Here is a 21,238-nt window from a genome sequence, read left to right as displayed (position 1 = left end):
CGCCGTAGGTCAATCCGGTTTCAGGTTGGCCAGTTCCGCCGGTAGCTTGAAGACCATCTTGCGTTTGTTCTGAGGGCAGTCGAATTCGAGGTAAAAGGCCAGAAGCTGCAGGGGTACGCCTGCGGCCCGACCGTAAAGACGATCACCGATAATAGGATGTCCCAGGCCAGCGAGGTGTCGGCGGATCTGGTGTTTGCGGCCGGTTTCGATGCTGACCTGAACCAGTGAGGTCTGCGCTTCTTCGTTCTTCTCAAGGGTCGAGATGTGGCTGATGGCCGGTTTTCCCTCCACGGGCGCATCAACCACTTGGTCTTGCGCCTCCATCACGCCGCTTACTCGCGCTTTGTAGCGCTTGGTCATGGTTCGGCCCGAAAAGCGCTGTGAGAGAGCCCCTGCGGCTTTCGGGTCGTGGGCAATCAGCATCAGTCCGGCGGCATCGGCGTCGAGCCGGTGGATCAGATAGCATGGGCGCCCAAGCCGGACTTCCGCCAGCCGCAACAGGCTGCAATGGTCACCCCACTGTGAGCCTTGGGCCAGCAGGCCATGAGGCTTGAACCAGACTGTGTAGCGCTCCAGATCCTCCAGCAGAACCGGATCCCCCGGTATTCTGGCCAACACCTTTTCGTCGTAGTAAAGCTGCAGCCGGATGCCCGGCTTGAGTTCTTTGGTGGCGCGGCGCAGTCGAAGGCGCTTGCCCTTGTGCGTCCACCAGCAGGCGCCCTTCGCCATGGCATCCTTGATTTTCTGTCGGGAGAGCCCCGGCGACGCCTCGCTCAGGGCGTCTATGGCTTTGCTGGTATGCTTCAGGGTGATATCGATGGTGGTTCGCATGGAATCTTGCAGTCACTGAACAGATGGATAGGCAAATGGTATCAGCTGGCGCCCCTGTGGGGTGCGGTGTTTTGGCAAAGTCCGTATAATTCCCGGCTTTACTGGTCGGAACAGGCGGCCGTCGCGTTCAGGTTTGGAGTTCTCGGGTTATGAGTCAGGCAGTTGAGCAGGGTACTCTGTACGTTATTTCCGCGCCATCCGGTGCCGGCAAGACCAGCCTTGTGGCGGAAATGCTCCGCAATGACGGAAAGCTCGGTGTTTCCATCTCCCATACCACTCGCGCCATGAGAGAGGGCGAGCAGGACGGGGTAAATTATCACTTTGTCAGCCGGGCCGAATTTGAGTCGATGATTGCCCGGGGCGATTTCCTGGAACACGCCGATGTTTTCGGCAACTACTATGGCACCTCCCAGGTCTGGGTACGGGAGACCCTGGCAAAGGGCCAGGATGTGATCCTGGAAATTGACTGGCAGGGTGCTGAGCAGGTTCGCCGACTGATTCCCGAATGCGTCAGCATTTTCATCGTGCCGCCTTCGCCAGAAGTGTTGCGTGCGCGGCTGGTGGGGCGTGGCACCGACTCGCCGGAGGTGGTTGAGCGCCGCCTGGCTGAGGCCGAGGAGGAGTGCCGGCACGCGGTGGAGTTTGATTTTCTTGTGGTGAATGATGACTTCAGTGCCGCACTCGGAGATCTGCTTGCGATTGTTCGCGCCCAGCGTCTGCGCATGGAAGTGCAGCAGCCCAGGCACCGGGCGCTACTGGCGGGGTTGTCGGGCCCGCGCTGATACGGGGTTTTCCTGTATACAAATTGAGCCGGCCACAGTAAACTGTGCGGTCTGCTGAAACAGTCATTTTATTAGTCGGGGAAGTTATGGCACGAGTTACCGTTGAAGATTGTCTGGAAAACGTTGATAACCGCTTCCAGCTGGTAATGCTGGCTACCAAGCGTGCCCGTCAGCTCGCTACCAAGGGTGCCGAGCCGATGGTGGCTGAAGAAAATGATAAGCCTACGGTAATTGCCCTGCGCGAAATTGCTGAAGGCAAGATCACTCGTGATCTGCTCAAGGAAGAAGACGACGAGTAAGCCAACTGCGGACATTGGGCATATAAGTACCTGTCCGCAAGTGAGAAGCATTGAAATCTGTCCCCGCGGTTTTATAGTGTAGCTATAGAGCGTTGCTGGAAGGACTCTGGAAGGACCCGGATGCGTGCATTCGGGTTTTTTTGTCCCTGAATTTCATGAAGTTGTGGAGGCGCGGTGTCGGCAGAGGCTACGGTTGAAGGACTGGCTCAAGAGCTTAGCTCCTATCTGGATACCAATCGCATCAATCAGGTGCGCCGGGCCTATTATTATGCCGAGCAGGCCCACGAGGGCCAGATGCGCAAAAGCGGCGACCGCTATATCACCCATCCCCTGGCTGTTGCCCATATCCTCGCCGATCTAAGGCTGGACCATCAGAGCCTGATGGCGGCCATGCTCCATGATGTGATCGAAGACACCGGCATTCCCAAGGACGCGCTGGCGGAGCAGTTTGGCGAGGATGTTGCGGAGCTGGTGGATGGGGTCAGCAAACTGACCCAGATTGAATTCCGCTCCAGGGCGGAAGCCCAGGCTGAAAACTTCCAGAAGATGACCCTGGCCATGGCCCGGGACATTCGGGTAATTCTTGTGAAGCTGGCGGACCGGCTGCATAACATGCGCACCCTCGGCCCTATGCCCTATGAGAAGCGCCAGCGCATTGCCACCGAAACCCTCGATATCTACGCCCCCATCGCAAACCGCCTGGGCATGCATTCCATTTGTACCGAACTGGAGGATCTTGGCTTTAGCTCCCTGTATCCGATGCGCTCCAAGTATATTTCCAAGGCGGTGGACAAGCTCCGCGGCAGCCACCGGGAAATCATCGAGGACATCCGAGGCAAACTGCAGGAGAAGCTGGAGGAGCGGGGCCTGCCGGGCCGAATCCTGGGCCGGGAAAAACATCTGAACAGTATCTACAACAAGATGAAGTTCAAGCAGAAGTCCTTCCATGAAATCATGGATGTCTATGCCTTCCGGATCATCACCGATACCGAGGACGACTGCTACCGCATCCTGGGCGCTGTGCACAGTCTCTACAAGCCGCTTCCGGGCCGGTTCAAGGACTACATTGCCATGCCCAAGGCCAATGGCTATCAGTCGCTCCACACCACCCTGTTCGGGATGCACGTGAATATCGAGATCCAGATCCGTACCGAGGAGATGGAGCACATTGCCAATAACGGCATTGCAGCGCACTGGATGTACAAGAATGAGCCTAGCAGCGTCACCAGCGTGAATCAGGCCCGGGTGGACCGTTGGGTGAAGGGGCTCATGGAGATGCGGGAACGGGCCGATGACTCCATGGAGTTTATCGAGCACGTTAAAGTCGACCTGTTCCCGGATGAGATTTACGTGTTCACTCCCAAGGGCCGCATCATGGAGCTGCCCAGTGGGGCGACGCCGGTGGATTTTGCCTACGCCATCCACACCGATATCGGCAACGCCACCGTCGCCTGTCGCGTCAACCGCAACCTTGGTTCCCTCAGTCAGCCTCTGCAGAGCGGGCAGACCGTGGAGATCATTACCGCACCCGGTGCCCGGCCCAACCCCGCGTGGCTCAGTTTTGTGGTGACCGGCAAGGCGCGCAGCAGCATCCGCCATGTGCTGAAGAGCCAGAAACGAGCGGAATCGCTGGAGTTGGGCCGCACCTTGCTCAAGAAGTCGCTCAAGGGCTTTGGTGCGAAACTGTCTGAGATCAGTGATGCCCAGAAGCAGGCCGTGGTCAATCATAACCAGGTAAACAGCTTTGACGATCTGATCAGTGACATCGGGCTGGGTAACCGAATGGCCTATCTGGTTGCCCGTCAGCTTGTCAGTGGCTCGGAGGAGGTTGAAGCCAGTGAGGTGCCTCGGGATATCGAGGGTGGCAATCACAGCCCGGTCACCATTCGTGGTACCGAGGGCCTGTTGGTCCGGTTTGCCAGCTGTTGCAAGCCGATTCCTGGTGACCCGGTTGTCGGCGTGATGGATTCCGGCAAAGGTATGGTGATTCACTCGGACACCTGCTCCCGCTTGCCGGAAGACGACGAGGGCCGTGCCCGCCTGACCCATCTGAAGTGGGCCAAGGATATTACCGATGAATTTTCCGTGGAGCTTCGGGTAGAGCTGGAGCGCCAGCGGGGTGTGATTGCCGAGATGGCCAACGCCGTGGCCATGGCCGACGGTAACATCGAACGCATCAACGTCGAGGAACAGAATGCCCGTTTTGGTGTTGTCAGTCTTGTGGTGCATGTGAATGGCCGCCGGCATCTGGCCCGGGTGATGCGCCGGATCCGCAACATTCGGGCGATCACCCATATCAGCCGCGTGCGGCACTGAACCCGACCAAAGGCCGGTTGACAGGCGCGCCACGCAAAAGCGACGATTGGCGTTTTGGACGAGAGGAAACCAACGGTCATGACCAACAAATCCGTAATCCAGACCGAGAATGCGCCCCAGGCGATCGGCACCTACTCCCAGGCGGTAAAGGCAGGGGACACCGTATACCTGTCTGGCCAGATTCCGCTGGTACCGGAAACCATGGAAGTGGTCGCCGGCGATTTCGCTGCCAAGACCCGGCAGGTATTCGACAACCTCAAGGCCGTTTGCGAGGCAGCCGGTGGCGAGCTGAAAGACATTGTGAAGCTGAACATCTACATGACTGACCTGGCCAACTTCGCCACGGTCAACGAGATTATGGCCACGTATTTCCAGGAACCGTATCCGGCCCGGGCGGCGGTCGGTGTCGCCGCGCTGCCCAAGGGTGTCCCCATTGAAATGGAAGCGGTGATGGTGCTCAGCTAAGATCTGATGACACCAGAAACGAGAAAAGGCGGCCCTGGCCGCCTTTTTTGATGCTGAAGGCTCAACCCTGGTCAATCATGTCGCGGTAGCCGGCCCGGAAATCCGGGTAGCGGAACTGGAAGCCGGTGCTCAGCAACCGTTTGTTGCTGCAGCGTTTACTGCCGGCCCGTCCGCCTTTTCGGGCATTCGGCTGCGGCTCGGCGCAGGGTGTTTGCTGTCGCACCCAGTCCACCACCTCATCAAGCCTCGCTGGCTCGCAATCGCTGCCAAGGTAGCAGGTTTCCAGTGTCGCTCCTGAAAGTACCAGCTCTACCAGGTGGGCCGCCGCGTTTGCGGCATCTTCTTCATGAATCCGGTTGCTGAACGGTGCCGGCTTTGTCGGATTCATCCGTCCCTCCTGAACCTCCTCAAGAAAACGCCGCCGTGAAGGGCCGTAAATGCCGCTGTAGCGGATGACGGTCGCCGGATGGCCACTGTCCAGTGCGGTTTGCTCACCGGCCAGAACCTGCTCGCCGCTGAACCTGGCCGGTTTTGTAGGGCTGGATTCATCCACCCAGCTGTCGTCATTCTGAGAGTAAACGCTACTGCTGCTGACAAAGAAAAGATGCTTCAGGGGTTGATTTCCCAGGGCATGCAGCAGATTCGCCAGGCCTGTTACGTAGGCGTCCCGATAACCCTGTTGGTCATAACTGGAGGGCGTGAGGCAATAGATGACGATGTCGAGTCCTTCCGGCAGTTTGCCGGTAAGGGTTTCCGGCCGGGTCAGGTCAGCGCCAATGCCTTGAATGCCCTCAGGAACACGTTCCGGATTGCGGCGCAGGCCAAACACGGTCGCTGAGTTGGTCAGCCGGCTGGCAATGGCGCCACCGAGTTTGCCGCAACCGGCCACCAGAATTCGGGGCGTCTTACTACCTTCAGTGATTGCCATAGACAATTTCAATCCTTATGCTTTACCTCATAAATTCGTGAAACTTCGACCCGCATCTTTCTGACCGGAGCTCACCATGACTCTCACCGAGTTACGATACGTCGTTACGCTGGCCCGCGAAAGGCATTTTGGCCGGGCTGCAGAGCGTTGCCATGTCAGCCAGCCAACGCTCAGTGTTGCCGTTAAAAAGCTGGAGGACGAACTCGGTATACCGCTTTTCGAGCGAAGCAAAAGCAGTATCCGTGTTACCGAAACCGGGCTGCGCATTATCGAGCAGGCCCAGCGGGTGCTCGACCAGGTCGGCTTGATCAAGGACATGGCCCAGGATGGCAAGAACCAGCTCAATTCGCCTTTGAAGGTCGGCGCCATCTACACCATCGGCCCCTACCTATTCCCGCACTTGCTGCCCGAACTCAGGCGTGCCGCCCCGGAGATGCCGCTGTACATTGAAGAGAACTACACCGCGAACCTTCGGCAGAAACTCCGGCAGTCCGAGCTGGACGCCATTATTATTGCCTTGCCGTTCGAGGAGCCGGAAGTGGTTACCCTGCCGCTATACGACGAGCCATTCGTTGTTTTGCTGCCGGCCGGACACCCTCTGGCCAGCAAGGAGCAGTTGACCGCCGATGAACTGGCCAAGGAACAATTGCTCCTGCTCGGCCCGGGCCACTGTTTCCGGGACCAGGTGCTGGAGTCCTGTCCACCCCTGGTGGAGGCGGTGACGCATCGCTCTAATAACGGTTCACCGGCCCTGGTCACCGAGGGCAGCTCACTCGAAACCATTCGTCATATGGTGGCTTCCGGGCTGGGCATTACGGTGCTACCGCTCTCGGCGGCCACGGCCATGCAGTACCATGAAGACATCCTGGCAGTTCGGCCGTTCGCGCCGCCGGTGCCGTTCCGCACGGTGGCTCTGGCCTGGCGGGTTACTTTCCCGCGGCCCAAGGCTATTGATGTACTTTCCCTGGCTGCCAGCCAGTGCCGGGTAATTGAAAAGGCGAAGACGGATACACCGGTTGTGGTCGAAAGCGCCTGAAATTGCCTATGACGTCACTGGATGACATCCCCGTTACCCAGCTCAAGGGTGTTGGAAGCGCTCTGGCCGAGAAACTCGCCAAGCTGGGCATTTCCTCACTGCAGGACCTGCTCTTTCACCTGCCTCACCGCTATGAGGACAGAACCCGTGTCATTCCCATGGGAAGTCTTCGCATAGGCGACGTGGCGGTGGTGGAAGGGGAGGTGATGAAAGCCGATCTCGTGATGGGGCGCAGGCGCAGCCTGCAGGTGACCCTCCGGGATAGCAGCGGCTTTCTGGTGATGCGCTTCTTTCATTTCAATGCGGCCCAGAAGAACCAGCTGAGCGAGGGCGCCAGGGTCCGTTGTTTCGGCGAGGTGCGCCCCGGGCGCGCAGGTTATGAGTTCTACCATCCCGAGTACCAGGTTAATCCACCGCCCATGCCGGCGGAAGGTGAAGCAACCCTGACACCGGTATACCCGCTGACAGAGGGGATTCAACAGCCCAGGGTGCGATCGCTTTGCCAGCAGGCTCTGAGCTATCTCCAGCGATTCCCGATCAAGGACTGGCTACCGCAGGGACTGTTGGCTGAATACCAGCTACCCGGAATCACCGAAGCGGTTCAACTGGTGCATTCTCCGCCTGCCAGCGCGCCGGTAAACCTGCTGATGGAGGGGCGCCACCCGGCGCAACAGCGGTTGGTGATGGAAGAGCTGCTGGCGCACCAATTGAGCCTACTGCAGGTGCGAGAGCAGATCCAGGCCCGCGAAGCGCTACCACTGCTGCCGACGGGTGATTTGCCCGAGCGTTTCCTGGATTCCCTGCCATTTGCACTCACCGGTGCACAGCGTCATGTACTGGCCGACATTCGTCAGGATCTGAGCCAGCCGCTGCCCATGCTTCGACTCGTTCAGGGTGATGTTGGATCCGGGAAAACGGTGGTGGCCGCGCTGGCGGCACTGCAGGCCATCGGTGCCGGCGCCCAGGTAGCGCTGATGGCGCCCACCGAAATCCTTGCCGAACAGCACTTCCAGAATTTCCGGGCATGGCTGGAACCCCTTGGTATTCGCCTGGCCTGGTTGTCCGGAAAGGTTAAGGGCAAAACCCGGGCTGAAACGCTGGAAGCGGTCCAGTCCGGCGAGGCCGGAGTGGTGATAGGCACCCATGCCCTGTTTCAGGAGGATGTGGAGTTTCACCGCCTTGCCCTGGTGATCGTGGACGAGCAGCATCGCTTTGGTGTTCACCAGAGGCTGGCTTTAAGGGAGAAGGGCGTGGGTGGGGCACTGGCGCCTCATCAGTTGATTATGACCGCAACACCCATTCCCCGAACCCTCGCCATGAGCGCCTATGCAGACCTGGATACCTCGGTCATTGACGAACTTCCGCCGGGACGAAAGCCGATCGAAACCATCGTGATTCCCGATAGCCGCAGGGAGGATGTGATCGAACGGGTTCGCGGCGCTTGCCAGGAAGGGCGACAGGCTTACTGGGTCTGCACGTTGATTGAGGAATCCGAAGCCCTTCAGTGCCAGGCAGCAGAAGGCACTGCTCAGGAGCTCGCTGAGCGACTGCCGGATCTTAAAGTGGGGCTGGTGCACGGTCGGCTTAAGGCTCAGGAAAAAGCGGCGGTCATGGAGCAGTTCAAAGTGGGCGAGCTGGACCTGCTGGTGGCGACCACTGTCATTGAGGTTGGGGTGGATGTGCCCAACGCGTCGCTGATCATTATCGAAAACCCGGAGCGCCTGGGGCTGGCCCAGTTGCATCAGCTTCGTGGCCGTGTTGGCCGGGGTGAGCAGGCCAGTTTTTGCGTGTTGATGTACCACCCGCCGTTATCCGCCAATGGCAAGGCCCGACTGCAGGCGCTGCGGGACAGCCAGGATGGCTTCTTTATCGCCGAGAAAGATCTGGAGATTCGGGGGCCGGGCGAGGTGTTGGGCACCCGGCAAACCGGTATGATGCAATTTCGGCTGGCGGACTTTGAGCGCGATAAGGGGTGGATTGAGCCAGTTCGGGAAATGGCTCCTGGCCTGATGACTCATTCGGAGATTGTCCGCGCTCTGGTTCGACGATGGCTTGGTGAAAGAACCCGGTACGGCGATGTGTAAAGACGTCCATTCGCTCTCCGTGGGCGTATGAAATCGGTTTGGAAATAGAGTTCGGTCAACGCTGGGGTAATTTCTTTACCCTATACTGAACTTGGTGTGATTTTCAGGTTCTGGTTATCCGACGGGAAACAGCAATATTCGGGAGAAAGTTATGGAATTACCTGTCGCAGTTCAGCAGGCGCTGGGTGAGACCGCAGCAGGCGTATCACTCAGGGATGCAGGCCAGGCGAGCCAGAAAGAACTGTTGCGAATGGTGTTGCTCAGTGATGATCAAGGGAACCTCCAGGTAATCTGCCGCCGCGACGATCTGATTGACCTGGAACAGCTGAATAAGCAACTGGGCCGTGACCTGCGCCTGATGAAACGACGTGAACAGTTGCGGGTTCGGGAAAGGGCCGGCCTCAAGGCCCTTCCTGCATTGCCATCACTGACGGGTTGGCCAACCGTGGTTGACGACCGGGTGGACGACCTGGCAGCGGTTGCCCTGGAGCTGGGCGAGCAGAATCTGGCGATGGTGATGCCCGCCGAGGATTTCCGTGCCCTCACCGCCAAGGCTGATCGGCGTTCCTTCGCCGTTGCTCCGGAATCCATTAACGTTAATCTTGATGACCACGGCAGGGATCGGGATCAGTTCCATTCCGCCATCAAGAAATTCACCGGTCTGAGAATACAGCAGCGACTGGAAGACACCCTGGAGTTGCCGCCGCTGCCGGAAACCGCCCAGCGCATCATCCATCTGCGGGTTAATCCTAACGCCGTCATGGGGGACCTCGTGGATATTGTCGAGAGTGACCCCAGCCTCGCCGCGCAGGTTGTAAGCTGGGCGTCGTCCTCGTTTTATGCGGCGGCAGGCCAGGTAAAATCGGTGCACGACGCGGTTTCCCGGGTGCTCGGTTTCGACCTGGTCATGAACCTGGCTATGGGGCTTTCGCTTGGCCGGGCACTCAAGCAGCCCCAGGATCATCCGGAGGGCTATGTGGATTACTGGCAACAGGCAATCTGGCAGGCCCAGTCAGCGGGTATTCTGGCCAGCATGATGCCCCGGGGCGAGCGGCCCGTGTTCGGTCTTGCCTACCTTGGCGGACTGCTCCATAACTTTGGTCATCTTGTTCTGGCGCAGGTGTTTCCGCCCCATTTCAAGCTGGTTTGCCGTTCTCTGGAAGTGAATCCTGATATCGATTCCTCGGTCACCGAACACTATTTGCTGGGGATCACCCGGGAACAGATCGCGGCCCAGTTGATGGAAAATTGGGGGATGCCGGACGAAGTCACCCTGGCGATCCGCTATCAGAAGAATCCCTCCTACGATGGCAGTCACAGCGTTTATGCCCGGTTGCTATGGCTGGGACGCCAGCTGTTAACCGCCCGGGGCGTGGCTTTGGGAGCGGGGGAAGAAGTTAGCCAGGCGGTTTATGACGAGCTGGGGCTCAATCGGGAGCAAGTGGAGGAGCAGTTTGACGAGCTGGTTAACAGCAAGGACAGTGTCATGGCCATGGCCGGTATGATGAGCCAGTAACGGCCCATTTCTTTCGAAATTCCCAAAAAAAGCCGGCCCAAAGGCCGGCAAGCTCACCCGCTTTATTGCAGTGTCGTCCAAACTTATCAGGAGAAAACAACGTTAGGTGGCACCTTCCGCAGATGATAGGTGCGTCCCTGTTTTCAATTTAGACCCTGATGGAGAAAAGAAAAGTCAATAGTTGTAACCGGGAAGGAATGAGGCGAGCGTCAATTTTTAAAGCCGCCAGAACCGTTTGATTTTTTGAGCGAAAATATCTGTTTTACTACTATTCCCGTTACAAACTGTTACAAAAATAAGGTCTGACCAGTTGCACTATGCACTGGATTGCCGGCGCGATGCCTAAAAGGAATGGTGTCGGACAGCGGTTGCGGCTCGGCGAATCGCGTCGGCGTGCTTTTGCTCAACCTCAAACCGTTCCTTGTCCATTTTATCCACGAACTTCGTTTCTGTTGCCTGCCGTGCCCTGTGGGTGGGCATGTGCTGCAACTGGTCATGCACCTCCTGGAAGACTCTGAAAGGCGCCTGCTCCAGTAACTCCGGAGCAATGTGGTCCAGCAGGCCCTTGAGCCTCAGGCAGGCTTCCGAGTATTCGATCTGATCCTCTTCAACCGCCATGGCAATGACACGAACACTCTGGATCATGTCTTTCCTGCGGTTCGTCTGGAACTCCTCGACCTTGGCCTGACGTTTGCGGTTTTCCGAAAGCAACCCTATCTGACGCCGGATGAAAATCACCAGCAGAATGATGGCGATGAGACCGGCAATAATCAGACTCCACTGCAGCCACTGGGGCATTATCGGCTCCTCTTTGAATCAGGCCCGTTTGCGTTGGCGCTCCGGGCGCCAGACTTTGACAGTAACGGATTGCCCATTCAATACGGAAGTGCCAGAGAGCGGATCAATGTTGCTGTCGCTGAGCACGTCATTGATGCTGGCGCCAGCGTGGGCAGCCGCCACCGACTGGCCGGTTCCGTCCCGGTCGTGGCCCCAGCCATGGGGAATAGACACCACGCCCGGCATAATATCTTCGGTAATCTCGACCGGTAACACAATCTGTCGGGACTCAGATGTTATCTCGGCTGAGTCAGCGGCCTGCAGGCCCAGCCGGCTGGCATCCCTGGGGTGAATCATCAGGGTGCAGCGGTCCTTGCCCTTCACCAGCCGCTGACTGTTATGCATCCAGGAATTATTGCTGCGCACATGGCGTCTGCCAATCAGTTGCAGGTTGTCTTCGGTCGGCGCAGCCAGGGCATCGTGCAGTCTGCCGAGATCGTCAAGGTAACGTCTGGGCGCAAGGTTGATCTTGCCATCGCGCGTAAACAGGCGTTCTGGCAAGGACGGCTGGAGCGGCCCGAGATCGACCCCGTTCGGGTTGTCCTTGAGCGCACTCAGGGATAACCCTTTCGGCAGTTCCTGCCAGTGGCGGTTCAGCGGGCTGAGCCTGGCCAGTCCCCGAAGTGGGTGTCGCTTCGGCAGAATGTCTAGAACCAGATCAACGGCAGGCTGCAGCAATCCCCGGGCGCGCCCGGCATCGGCGCCATAGGGGCCTGAGCGCAGCAGCAGATCGAGAATGGGATCCGGTCCAATCTGCTTGAATGCGCGCCAGCCCAGTTCCGTGCGCAAGGGCAGTCGACCGCCTTTCCGGAGCTTTTCCAGCCGGTGGGCCAGCTCCAGTAAAATTTGCCAGTCATGCCGGGTATCCGGGCCGGCATCGAACAATGCGTCACTGTATTTGGCGACATTGCGCACCGCAAACATGCTGAAAATCAGATCGTAGTGGCTGCGTTCCAGTGCCGCTGTCGGTGGCAGAATGATATCGGCATGACGTGTGGTTTCGTTCAGGTAATAGTCCACCGAGACCATGAAATCGAGGCCACCCAGGGCCTCGTCCAGACGTTTCCCGTTGGGGCTGGAGAGCACCGGGTTGCCGGCAACGGTGACAAAGGCCCGTATCTGCCCTTCGCCAGGCGTCTGAATTTCATCGGCCATGGTGCTGGCCGGGTACTCGCCGGCAAATTCGGGTAAGCCTTTCACACGGCTCTGGCGCTTGCCGAAGTGGCCTTTCTGGCCTGCCATGGCACCCAGTTCGATCAGATCAATCGCCGGCTGCGAGAACAGCACGCCACCCGGCAGGTCCAGCTTGCCGGTCAGGATATTGAGGCAGTAGGCCAGCCATGTTGCGACGCCGCCAAACGTCTGGGTGCTGGTGCCCATTCTCGTGTAGAGCGCCGCCTTTCGTGTGGTGGCCAGTTGTCGGATGAGGGCGCGAATGTCCTCGGCGGAAATGCCGGTATGCTCGCTGACCGCTTCCGGGGTGAAACTGAGGGCGGCCAGACGCAGAAGGTCTGCGTCTTTCACCAGTCTTTCGGCCGGGCCGGGATCTACCAAACCCTCTTCGAACAACGTATGCACCATGGCCATCATCAGCAGGGCATCGCTTCCGGGCCGGATGAAGTGAAATTCGTCGGCCAGCTTCGCAGTCTCGGTACGGCGGGGGTCCACGACAACCATCTTGCCACCGCGCTGTTTCAGGGCCTTGAGTCGCCCCCGAAAGTCGGGAACGGTCATCAGGCTGCCATTGGACGCCATGGGGTTGGCGCCGATGCAGATAAACAGATCCGTGTGATCGATGTCCGGAATCGGAAACAGAACCTGGTGCCCGAACATCTCCAGGCTGGCCAGCATGTGGGGCAGTTGATCGTTAGAAGTTGCTGAAAAACGGTTCTGGGTCCCGATGGCCCGCAGCAGTGGCATGGTGGCAACCAGAGAGCCATGGTTGTGGACGTTCGGATTGCCCAGGTATACGCCGATGCTGTTGCGGCCGTGATCCTGACGGGTCTGGTGGAGTTTTTCGGCAACCAGATCAAACGCCTCGTCCCATTCCATTTCCTGCCAGCCGGCCCCGGTTTTCCGTATGGGCTTCTTCAACCGGTTCGGATCCTCGTGCAGATCCTGCAGCGCAACCGCCTTCGGACAGATATGCCCCCGGCTCAAGGGGTCGTTTTCATCGCCCTTGATGGAGGCGATCCTGCCGCCCTTCATTTCAATAGCGACACCGCACATGGCCTCGCAAAGGTGACAGGTACGATAGTGGGTGCCGTTTTCCATGAGGAGCTCTCCTGGCGATTTGTTGTTTGGCTATAGCGGTTTCAATGTGCAACCAGATTAGCAGTAAATGACTTGGATGGGTAAATAGGCCCCGGTTGGACCCGGTGCAAAAGGGGCCAACCCGAAGGCTGGCCCTTTGCAGAAGTTTCAGAGCTTTTACTGCTCTGCCGGGATCTCTTTGACCGGGTTGGAGATGAAGTTGAGGTAGACGCCCTGTTCGGGAATCTGTAGGGGCAGATCAATCGTCACAATTTCACCCCCAGGAACTCCCAGGGCTCGAGCCCGAACGTTAATGTCCACGAGATTCGAGTTGCGTTGCTCAATCTGCATGCGCCCGTCATCGAAAAAGGTAATATCGCCTTCAAGTTCAAGTACGAATTCCCGCCCGTACAGATCGTGGCGGCCACCCAACGGAATTTCCATGTCGGGTGCATCGAGCATCAGCTCGGCGCGGGTCTTGAATACTGGTTGGCCGTTATCACCTTCGGTTATCACCCCGGGTATCAGCCCAGAACGGCTGCAGCCCGGGCCCGAACACGCCGGGTCGTCTTTGGCATAGCGCATGCGGAGGACCTGGGTATTGGTAATGGACTCTTCTTGAAGTGGGATAAATCCAAAAACCCGAAGCTCTGTAAACACACTGATCGATGTGGTTGCCAATTGCGTGGGATACAGGTTCACCAGAATCCCCTCATCGCCGGTTGGTTCATACACGCCAGGGCCGACAACTTCTGTGTTCAGGGCATAGGTCTGATAGATGAACTTATCTTTCGGGCACCGCTCGCCGGTTTCGCAGCCAACCCGGGCATCGGCAGTACTGGCCACAATCACTGGTGGAGAAGCAGACGCCTCGTTATTGCGCACCCTCAGTTTGGTTGAATTGGCTGAAGCGGCCCATCCATCAGCATCGCTGCCTTCGTGCTCAAAAGGTTCGAGACAGTCCGGGTTGGTATTGGAGTTGCAATCCACAAGGAAATTGGCGTTGGTATCGCGGACTGGCAGGTTCCGAAGCGGCGTGAACACGCTGTCCAGTGGCTCGGTTCCGGTGAAATAAATGACCAAGTCATCTGGCCCGTTGTTGCCATCGCCGTCATCCAACCCTTCAAGCAGATCGGTTTTCAGGGCCAGGCCATCGGAATCGCAAATCGAGGTATAGGCTCCAGCCGTGCAGGTTCCGGCATCTTCAGAAGACTTGAGCGTATACCGGTAGTGCGCGCCGGCCTCCCAGGGCTGGTCCGGGTAAAAGCGTATCCGTTGGAGGTTTTTTTCGAGCCGGCCAGGCACCTCGTTTTCAATAACCGTAACGGAGCCATTTGGTTCCTGGCTTACTTTTTCAACGATAAACGTGTTGCCCGGAATGATGGAATTCAGGTCCATGGACTTCGAGAAGACCACGGTAATGGGGCGATCTGACGGCATGGTGCTGACTGGCAAAGTGTCGCCGATACCACCATCCGAATAACACTGGCCAAGTATGCCGGCGGAGAGGTCCAGCAGGCTGTGGTCGGTCTCGCACGGGTAACCCGGATAAGTGGTCAAGGCGAGTGCAGGGCGTCTGGTTACAGAGGAATCGCCGATGTTATTCAGTGAAAACTGCAGAGGGGCGGTGGTGGCCGGGTTGCCGGCCAGATCGGTCAAACCATCAATGAGGACTTCGTAGTCAACGCCATGGCGCAAACCATCGCCAGGATTAAGGATGACGGCAGTTCCGTCCAGTCTTGTCTCAAGTGTCTCGACAGGAACGCCATCGGCGATCAGAGATACCCCCTGATTTATCGAGTCCGGGGAAAGTGGCTCGTCAAAGAACAGAATCACCGGGTCGCCGGGCCGCTGCATGGACTGGCGCGTATCGGGAATGGCGTTGGCCGGGCCGGGCATCCAGCTGACCAGGTTTGGTGCGGTGCTGTCCAGTTCACGGAGCATTTCGGCATCCAGTACCGAGTCGGCATCGGTGGCAGCCTGCAAGTGGAATGCGATGGTTGAGTCGGTGTACTCCTGTCCAAGCAGGTTGGGTTCCACCATGCCGATGGCGTCGATGGTCAGCACACCATCCTGCACCAGGGCGATACCGCGCAGCTCCACCCCCATCAGGTCCTGTGACAGGGCCGCGTTGGGCTGGCCATTTTCGGTATTCATGGAGACATCCATAAACAGCGTGATGTGTCTTGGCGCGTTCAGGTCGTCGGTATAGGGGTTGGGGCTGAGATAGCCGGAGGCGTCTGACAGCATGGTGACCTTGATATTACCCGTTGTCTGGAGTTGGCCGGTGGCGGCATCCAGAACAGGAACTTCCCCGCCCACAAGAACATCAAGGCTTGTGCTGTTTAGCACGCTGCCGCGCGCAATGCGCAAAGGCAAGGCTTCATCGGTTTCGAAAGCCGGCGCATAGGCCAACTCGGCAAACAGGTCGCCGCTCTGCTGAGAGGGGCCTGCTTCACCTTGTAACACCGAGTTGAGCGTGACGCCGTTGATGATCTGGCCATTCAGAACCGATCGGGTCGCGTCTTCTTCTGTCGAGCCTGTGGCAAGCCCTGAATCAACGGCAGACTGCTGCAGTACGACGGTGGGGCCGGTTTCGCGGGGCGTGAACGTGATCTCCTGGCTGAACCGGTCGGCCTGTGGGGAAGTCAGGCTGGCCAGGTTATCGAGCTGCAGTGTGTAGGTCTGGTTGGTGTCCAGAACGTCGTTCTTACTGCCACACTCCCTTGGGTCCTCGACTACACAGGGGTCAACCGTTATCCGGTTGCCTTTTACCAGTACCGTCGCCGGTACTTCATCGCCGTTGCCATCAAGAAGCTTGATTGAACCGCCCAGAGCCTGCCACTCGGGGTGGACGGGATGGGTCATCGCCATCCGGAAGGTGGAGAAGTTCATCACCTCGAAGGGGCTGTTGTTTGCCGGAACCTGCCAGGCAATACCAAAAGCCTCCGCCGAGTTGGTTTTGCTTGCCGGCCCAGAGAAACTGCCCCGGGTCTCGAACTGTATGCCGGCGTCACCCACCGCGTTGGGTATGTCTATCTTCCGACCGCCCTCGGCCATCAGTGGCTCGTTGAAGGTTACCGTGTAGGCGCCGAGCTGGTCGAGCTCCGAGGTGGGTGACAACTTCAGGCTTTTGCCCCTGTCTACCCGGCTGATCGAGAAGGCCACGGTCTGGCCCTGGGATTCCACCAGGATCTTGTTTTGCAGGTCCGCATCCTCATCGGTTATGGCATGGCTGAATCGCAGAACGATGTCGGCTTTCGGGCTGACATCCGCCTGCCCGTCGGCGGGGTAGGAGTAAACCACCGAGCCGGGTGAAGTTGTCTCATTCATAGTCTGTTCGTCGCCGCCACAGGCGGCCAATAACAGGGCGGGAACCAGTGCCAGTATTTTGTAGTGTTTCATGGCATGCCCTCCTTAAAACTTCAGGGTGATGGAGCCGCTGACAACGTGCACGTCGCCGTCTGCCGTAACCGGGGTCTCGTTGCCATCAAAATCGACCAGCGTGAAATCCCGCTCCTGGAGCTGCTGGTACTGATAGCCAATATCCAGGCGCACAGGGTAGGCCAGCAGGCGGGTGCGGTCGTAAGTGGCGCTCAGTCCCAGGCCGACCACAATCTTGTCGGTGTCGAGATAATTAATCTCCGGATTGCGGGTGGACTTGAGCGGTGATTCCTCATAGGCAACACCGCCGCGCACGGAAAAGTTCTTGTTAAGAGCATACTCGGCGCCGATCCGTGGAATAAGCACGTCGTCGAACTGAATCCGGCTGCCCGCTGCCACGGACTGCTGATCTTTGATGGTGTCGGAGGAAAACTCGTTCTCCAGCTCTGACCAGTTCTGCTGCTCAACGCTGCCACCGATCCGCCAGTTTTCGCCCTTGTATTGCGCGCCAACACCGAAGGTTTCCGGCTGGAAGGAATCAATGGTAGAAACCGCCAGGCTCAGGCCCGGATCCGGAATGGTTTGGGTCACAATGATGTTGGAGTCCACAGATGTGGAGGCTGCCGACTTGGTGCGATAGGTGAATGCGGTTTCCCAACCGTCCAGGAAACAGCTGCTGTCAGGGCAAAAGGTGCTGCCCAGATCGATATTGGTGCCCAGAATGGTTTTCAGAGAGGGCTCGGCATTCACCGAGAGCCGCTCGCGGCTGGTCTCGCCACCGAGGGTAGAGACGGCATCAAGGTTCGCCTGGGCATCCAGGGTGACACGCACCGACGCACCAGCGGAGATACCACGCCAGATCGGGGTTGCGCCACCGATGTTCAGGAACAGGGGCTCTTTTCCGTATTGCAGGAACTGGCCGTTCTCCGTGGTCTGTGAATCGAACGCCAGCATTTCCTTGCCGTATTTCTCGACACCGGCAATAAACCCGAGATAGATCGGGTGCTTGAAGCGGGTCAGCGAACCCAGATTGGTCTTCATGCCGATCAGAACGTGTTGGCTCGGTGAATTGGCCAGGATATCGCCATTGGCATTCGGGTTGGCGGAACGAAGCTCCTGCTCGGCGTGCAGAATGCCAGCCGTCAGCTCTCCACGCTCATCTTTGGTGAGATAGGCTGGGTTGTAATAGGTGGCTGACACCTGATCGTTGAACATGGACAGTGACTGGGCTGTGGCAACATCCACTGGCATGACGCCGTAGGTGGTGCCGAGGTTGCCCATGCTTGCATTAACCGAAACAGAGAAACCGACAGAGGCGGTGGTGATCGCAAGGGAAAGAGCCCTTGACCGGGAACGGGAGGAAAAAGCCATTGATACACTCCATTACTTCGTTGTTTTTATATACGGGCCGCACTGGTTGTGAGCGCGGCTGGTATTTTCGTTCAGGAGGTAGTGTATTCGGCTGGTCTTTTGGGGACGTTGGCTTTTTTGACAGAAATCAATGTCTGCAAAACCACGTTTCCCCTAGTAATCGGTCGCGCGAAACTTAAGTTTGATTGCTACGGAGGAAAGAAGAGTGGTTCTGGCAATGATTGTTTGATGCAAAAAAGGCTCCTCATGGAGGAGCCTGGTATTACCTGTAAAGAAATCTGACAAATTTTCAGGCAGCTTTGCCCCTTCTCCGGGCTATTGTCATGCTGACGAGGCCAAGGCCGAGCAAAGCAATTGTGCCCGGTTCAGGTACGGTGATATCGCCTTTTTTTCCGTAGAGGTTAACGTGCGATAAGCCGTCACCTCTCGTTCTCACATCAGAGCCTTCTATAAAGGCCCATGCTCCCGAGCTAACGAGAGATTGGAGAGAAAATACAAACCATTCGTCTGGCTGGTTGCCTGTTCCAAATTTAAATCCAAGCGCCCCTTCCGAGTAATCGTTCCAGAAGCTGGCATCGAATTCCCAAGTGTTAGGGTCACTGCCGTAGCTCAGATTGTAGGGGTTTTTGGTGGGCTCGTCGGACTTGCTTGCAAGCTCATAATCGCTTCCGACGCCCGAAATAAAAAGACTGTTATTGGGGTTTTCGGGGTTGCCGTTGATATTTCCTACCCCAGATGCAAGACATGCCGATACCTTTTCATCGGATATCTGCATGTAATTGACCGTTGGATCGGTGTTGCAGGAAATCATGGCGCCTTGTGCACTGGTGCTAAACATCAAACCAGTTAATATGCTTCCCGCTGCAAGTTTCAATTTGTTGAACTTCATAACCTAATACTCCCGATGCCTTCCGTGCGTTATGCTTTTAAGATTAAGCAGGTTCTAGGCCAGGATAGGCAATGCCCTTATATTCAGTCGGTTGGATTATCGGAGCGGGACTGCTGAGGTGGTGTGTGTAAATTAAGTTGACGGTTTAAAGCGGCTAGCTTTAACTACTCAGTGGTTGGTTTTTCTACAATCGAGAAATATGGTGGGCCCAGCTGGACTCGAACCAGCGACCAAGGGATTATGAGTCCCCTGCTCTAACCAACTGAGCTATAGGCCCGTTCAGCGAATGCTGTTTTGAAAGGTGTTTCCTGGGGGGAAACAAAGCGGGCGCCATTATACCGGTGAGGTGTGGCGCCCGCTACTGTTGTGGTGCTTATCCGTTGCCCTGATCGTCGATAAAGCCGCGCAGGTGATCGGAGCGTGACGGGTGACGCAGTTTGCGCAGGGCCTTCGCTTCGATCTGACGGATTCGCTCCCGGGTTACGTCGAACTGTTTGCCGACTTCTTCCAGGGTGTGGTCGGTGTTCATCTCGATACCGAAGCGCATCCGCAATACCTTGGACTCGCGGGCGGTAAGGCCGGCCAGTACCGAGCGGGTGGCTTCGCGCAGGCCTTCGGCGGTGGCGGAATCCACCGGGGATAGGGCCTGGATATCTTCGATGAAGTCGCCCAGATGGCTGTCCTCGTCGTCGCCGATCGGCGTTTCCATGGAAATCGGCTCTTTGGCGATCTTCAATACCTTGCGGATCTTGTCCTCCGGCATTTCCATGCGCTCGCCCAGCTCTTCCGGCGTGGGCTCGCGGCCCATCTCCTGCAGCATCTGGCGGGAGATGCGGTTGAGCTTGTTGATGGTTTCGATCATGTGCACCGGAATACGGATGGTGCGGGCCTGGTCCGCGATGGAGCGGGTGATGGCCTGACGAATCCACCAGGTGGCGTAGGTCGAGAACTTGTAACCCCGACGGTATTCGAACTTGTCGACCGCCTTCATCAGTCCAATGTTGCCCTCCTGGATCAGGTCCAGGAACTGCAAACCGCGGTTGGTGTACTTCTTGGCAATGGAAATAACCAGACGCAGGTTGGCTTCAACCATTTCTTTCTTGGCACGGCGAGCCTTGGCTTCACCGATTGAGACGCGACGGTTGATTTCCTTGATGTCGGCAACGTCCAGGTCCACTTCGGTCTGCACGTTCTGGATGCGCTTCTGCAGGCGAACAATCTCGTCGACACGCTCGGCCATGGGCGCCGCGTAAGGCTTCTTGCTCTTGACGATCTTGTCGGCCCAATCCAGGTTGGTCTCGTTGCCCGGGAAAGACTTGATGAAGTCCTTGCGGGGCATTTTGCACTCGCGAACACAGATCTGCATGATCGCGCGCTCATTCTCGCGAACCAGATCGTTGGTGGAGCGAACCACGTTGACCAGCTCGTCAAACGCCTTGTTAGCGAGCTTGAAGGGCGCAAAAACCTGGCCCAGCTCGTTCAGAGCTTCCTGGGTTTTCTTGTCGGAACGGCCGTGCTTGGCCAGGGCCTTATTGGCGGCATCCAGCTTTTCGTTCAGCAGTTCGAAACGAAGACGGGTCTCTTCCGGATCCGGGCCGTTATCGGTTTCTTCTTCCGAGGAGTCGTCGTCATCGTCGGAAGAGGAATCGGAATCGTCGGAACTCTCGGTGGTGGTTTCCTCGCCCATGAAGGGCTCGGCGTCGTCGGGATCGAGGAAGCCCGTTACGATGTCGCTGATGCGGCCTTCGTTTTCGAGAATGCGGTCGTAAGCCTGGATTACCGTACCGGCAGTGCCCGGAAAGTGGGCAACAGCGGCCATCACATCGCGGATGCCTTCTTCGATGCGCTTGGCAATGACAATTTCGCCTTCGCGGGTCAGCAGCTCGACGGTACCCATTTCACGCATGTACATGCGCACAGGGTCCGTGGTGCGGCCGGCATCGGTTTCAACGGCGGCCAGAGCGGCGGCGGCTTCAGCGGCGGCGGCTTCGTCAGCAGTGGAGTCGCCCTCGGTCATCAGCAGGGTATCGGCGTCTGGTGTTTCTTCACACACCTGGATACCCATGTCGTTGATCATGCGAATAATGTCTTCGACCTGATCCGGGTCGGCGATGTCTTCCGGGAGGTGGTCGTTTACCTCGGCGTAAGTCAGGTAACCTTGTTCCTTGCCTCGTGCAATGAGGTCTTTCAAACGTGATTTTTGCGAATTGCCTGACATAGACACCCTGTGAACTCGCTTTTAGACGG

The 21,238-nt window shown here is 57.7% G+C and carries 15 protein-coding genes and 1 tRNA gene; 7 read left to right on the top strand and 9 right to left on the bottom strand.

The genetic code is table 11. The annotated features are described in order from the left end of the window. Positions 1–9 precede the first annotated feature (9 nt). Positions 10–831: an RluA family pseudouridine synthase gene (locus QZ534_RS11365; RefSeq protein WP_296934597.1), complete on the bottom strand. Its 822-nt coding sequence runs from the start codon at positions 829–831 to the stop codon at positions 10–12. Positions 832–980: 149 nt separating this feature from the next. Here QZ534_RS11365 and gmk point away from each other — a divergent pair, with 149 nt between their 5' ends. The 4 genes from gmk (at position 981) to QZ534_RS11345 (ending at position 4,693) form a co-directional block, all read left to right on the top strand. Next, the gene (gene gmk, locus QZ534_RS11360) at positions 981–1,613 is read left to right on the top strand and encodes a guanylate kinase (RefSeq protein ID WP_296934596.1); all 633 of its coding nucleotides are present in this window, start codon (positions 981–983) and stop codon (positions 1,611–1,613) included. Positions 1,614–1,699: 86 nt separating this feature from the next. Next, positions 1,700–1,912, top strand: coding sequence for a DNA-directed RNA polymerase subunit omega (gene rpoZ / locus QZ534_RS11355; protein ID WP_008169593.1), 213 nt, complete (start codon positions 1,700–1,702; stop codon positions 1,910–1,912). Positions 1,913–2,086: 174 nt separating this feature from the next. Further along, on the top strand, positions 2,087–4,228 hold the full coding sequence (locus QZ534_RS11350; protein ID WP_296934595.1) for a RelA/SpoT family protein: 2,142 nt from the start codon (positions 2,087–2,089) through the stop codon (positions 4,226–4,228). A 78-nt stretch (positions 4,229–4,306) separates the two neighbouring features. Next, the gene (locus QZ534_RS11345) at positions 4,307–4,693 is read left to right on the top strand and encodes a RidA family protein (RefSeq protein WP_064228391.1); all 387 of its coding nucleotides are present in this window, start codon (positions 4,307–4,309) and stop codon (positions 4,691–4,693) included. A gap of 61 nt (positions 4,694–4,754) precedes the next feature. Here QZ534_RS11345 and QZ534_RS11340 read toward each other — a convergent pair whose 3' ends face one another. Beyond that, positions 4,755–5,621 carry an NAD-dependent epimerase/dehydratase family protein gene (locus tag QZ534_RS11340; RefSeq protein WP_296934594.1) on the bottom strand — a complete coding sequence of 289 codons (867 nt, stop codon included), beginning with the start codon at positions 5,619–5,621 and terminating at the stop codon, positions 4,755–4,757. Positions 5,622–5,697: 76 nt separating this feature from the next. Between QZ534_RS11340 and QZ534_RS11335 the strand changes: the two genes are divergently transcribed. The 3 genes from QZ534_RS11335 to QZ534_RS11325 all read left to right on the top strand — a co-directional run bounded on the left by QZ534_RS11335 (position 5,698) and on the right by QZ534_RS11325 (position 10,257). Then, on the top strand, positions 5,698–6,657 hold the full coding sequence (locus QZ534_RS11335) for a hydrogen peroxide-inducible genes activator (protein WP_296934593.1): 960 nt from the start codon (positions 5,698–5,700) through the stop codon (positions 6,655–6,657). An 8-nt stretch (positions 6,658–6,665) separates the two neighbouring features. Continuing rightward, positions 6,666–8,741, top strand: coding sequence for an ATP-dependent DNA helicase RecG (gene recG / locus QZ534_RS11330; protein ID WP_296934592.1), 2,076 nt, complete (start codon positions 6,666–6,668; stop codon positions 8,739–8,741). A gap of 151 nt (positions 8,742–8,892) precedes the next feature. Further along, positions 8,893–10,257: an aminoacyl-tRNA deacylase and HDOD domain-containing protein gene (locus QZ534_RS11325; RefSeq protein ID WP_296934591.1), complete on the top strand. Its 1,365-nt coding sequence runs from the start codon at positions 8,893–8,895 to the stop codon at positions 10,255–10,257. Positions 10,258–10,599: 342 nt separating this feature from the next. Here the strand turns inward: QZ534_RS11325 and QZ534_RS11320 are convergent, their stop codons facing one another. The 7 genes from QZ534_RS11320 to rpoD form a co-directional block, all read right to left on the bottom strand. After that, the gene (locus tag QZ534_RS11320) at positions 10,600–11,055 is read right to left on the bottom strand and encodes a DUF2489 domain-containing protein (RefSeq protein ID WP_296934590.1); all 456 of its coding nucleotides are present in this window, start codon (positions 11,053–11,055) and stop codon (positions 10,600–10,602) included. Positions 11,056–11,073: 18 nt separating this feature from the next. Continuing rightward, on the bottom strand, positions 11,074–13,368 hold the full coding sequence (locus tag QZ534_RS11315; RefSeq protein WP_296934589.1) for a molybdopterin-dependent oxidoreductase: 2,295 nt from the start codon (positions 13,366–13,368) through the stop codon (positions 11,074–11,076). Positions 13,369–13,524: 156 nt separating this feature from the next. Next, positions 13,525–16,752 carry an Ig-like domain-containing protein gene (locus QZ534_RS11310; protein ID WP_296934588.1) on the bottom strand — a complete coding sequence of 1,076 codons (3,228 nt, stop codon included), beginning with the start codon at positions 16,750–16,752 and terminating at the stop codon, positions 13,525–13,527. 12 nt (positions 16,753–16,764) lie between these two features. Beyond that, positions 16,765–18,102, bottom strand: coding sequence for an alkane uptake protein AupA (gene aupA, locus QZ534_RS11305; RefSeq protein ID WP_296934587.1), 1,338 nt, complete (start codon positions 18,100–18,102; stop codon positions 16,765–16,767). Positions 18,103–18,391: 289 nt separating this feature from the next. Then, positions 18,392–18,991, bottom strand: a complete 600-nt coding sequence (locus QZ534_RS11300) for a PEP-CTERM sorting domain-containing protein (RefSeq protein ID WP_296934586.1) — start codon at positions 18,989–18,991, stop codon at positions 18,392–18,394. 200 nt (positions 18,992–19,191) lie between these two features. Further along, positions 19,192–19,268, bottom strand: a tRNA-Ile gene (locus tag QZ534_RS11295). A gap of 96 nt (positions 19,269–19,364) precedes the next feature. Continuing rightward, positions 19,365–21,209, bottom strand: a complete 1,845-nt coding sequence (gene rpoD / locus QZ534_RS11290) for an RNA polymerase sigma factor RpoD (protein WP_296934585.1) — start codon at positions 21,207–21,209, stop codon at positions 19,365–19,367. Positions 21,210–21,238: the final 29 nt, after the last annotated feature.

The sequence above is a fragment of the uncultured Marinobacter sp. genome (genome assembly GCF_913055835.1).
Classification (GTDB): domain Bacteria; phylum Pseudomonadota; class Gammaproteobacteria; order Pseudomonadales; family Oleiphilaceae; genus Marinobacter.
The sequence above is the reverse complement of the archived record's forward strand: the minus strand, read 5'-3'. Positions and strand labels throughout refer to the sequence as shown.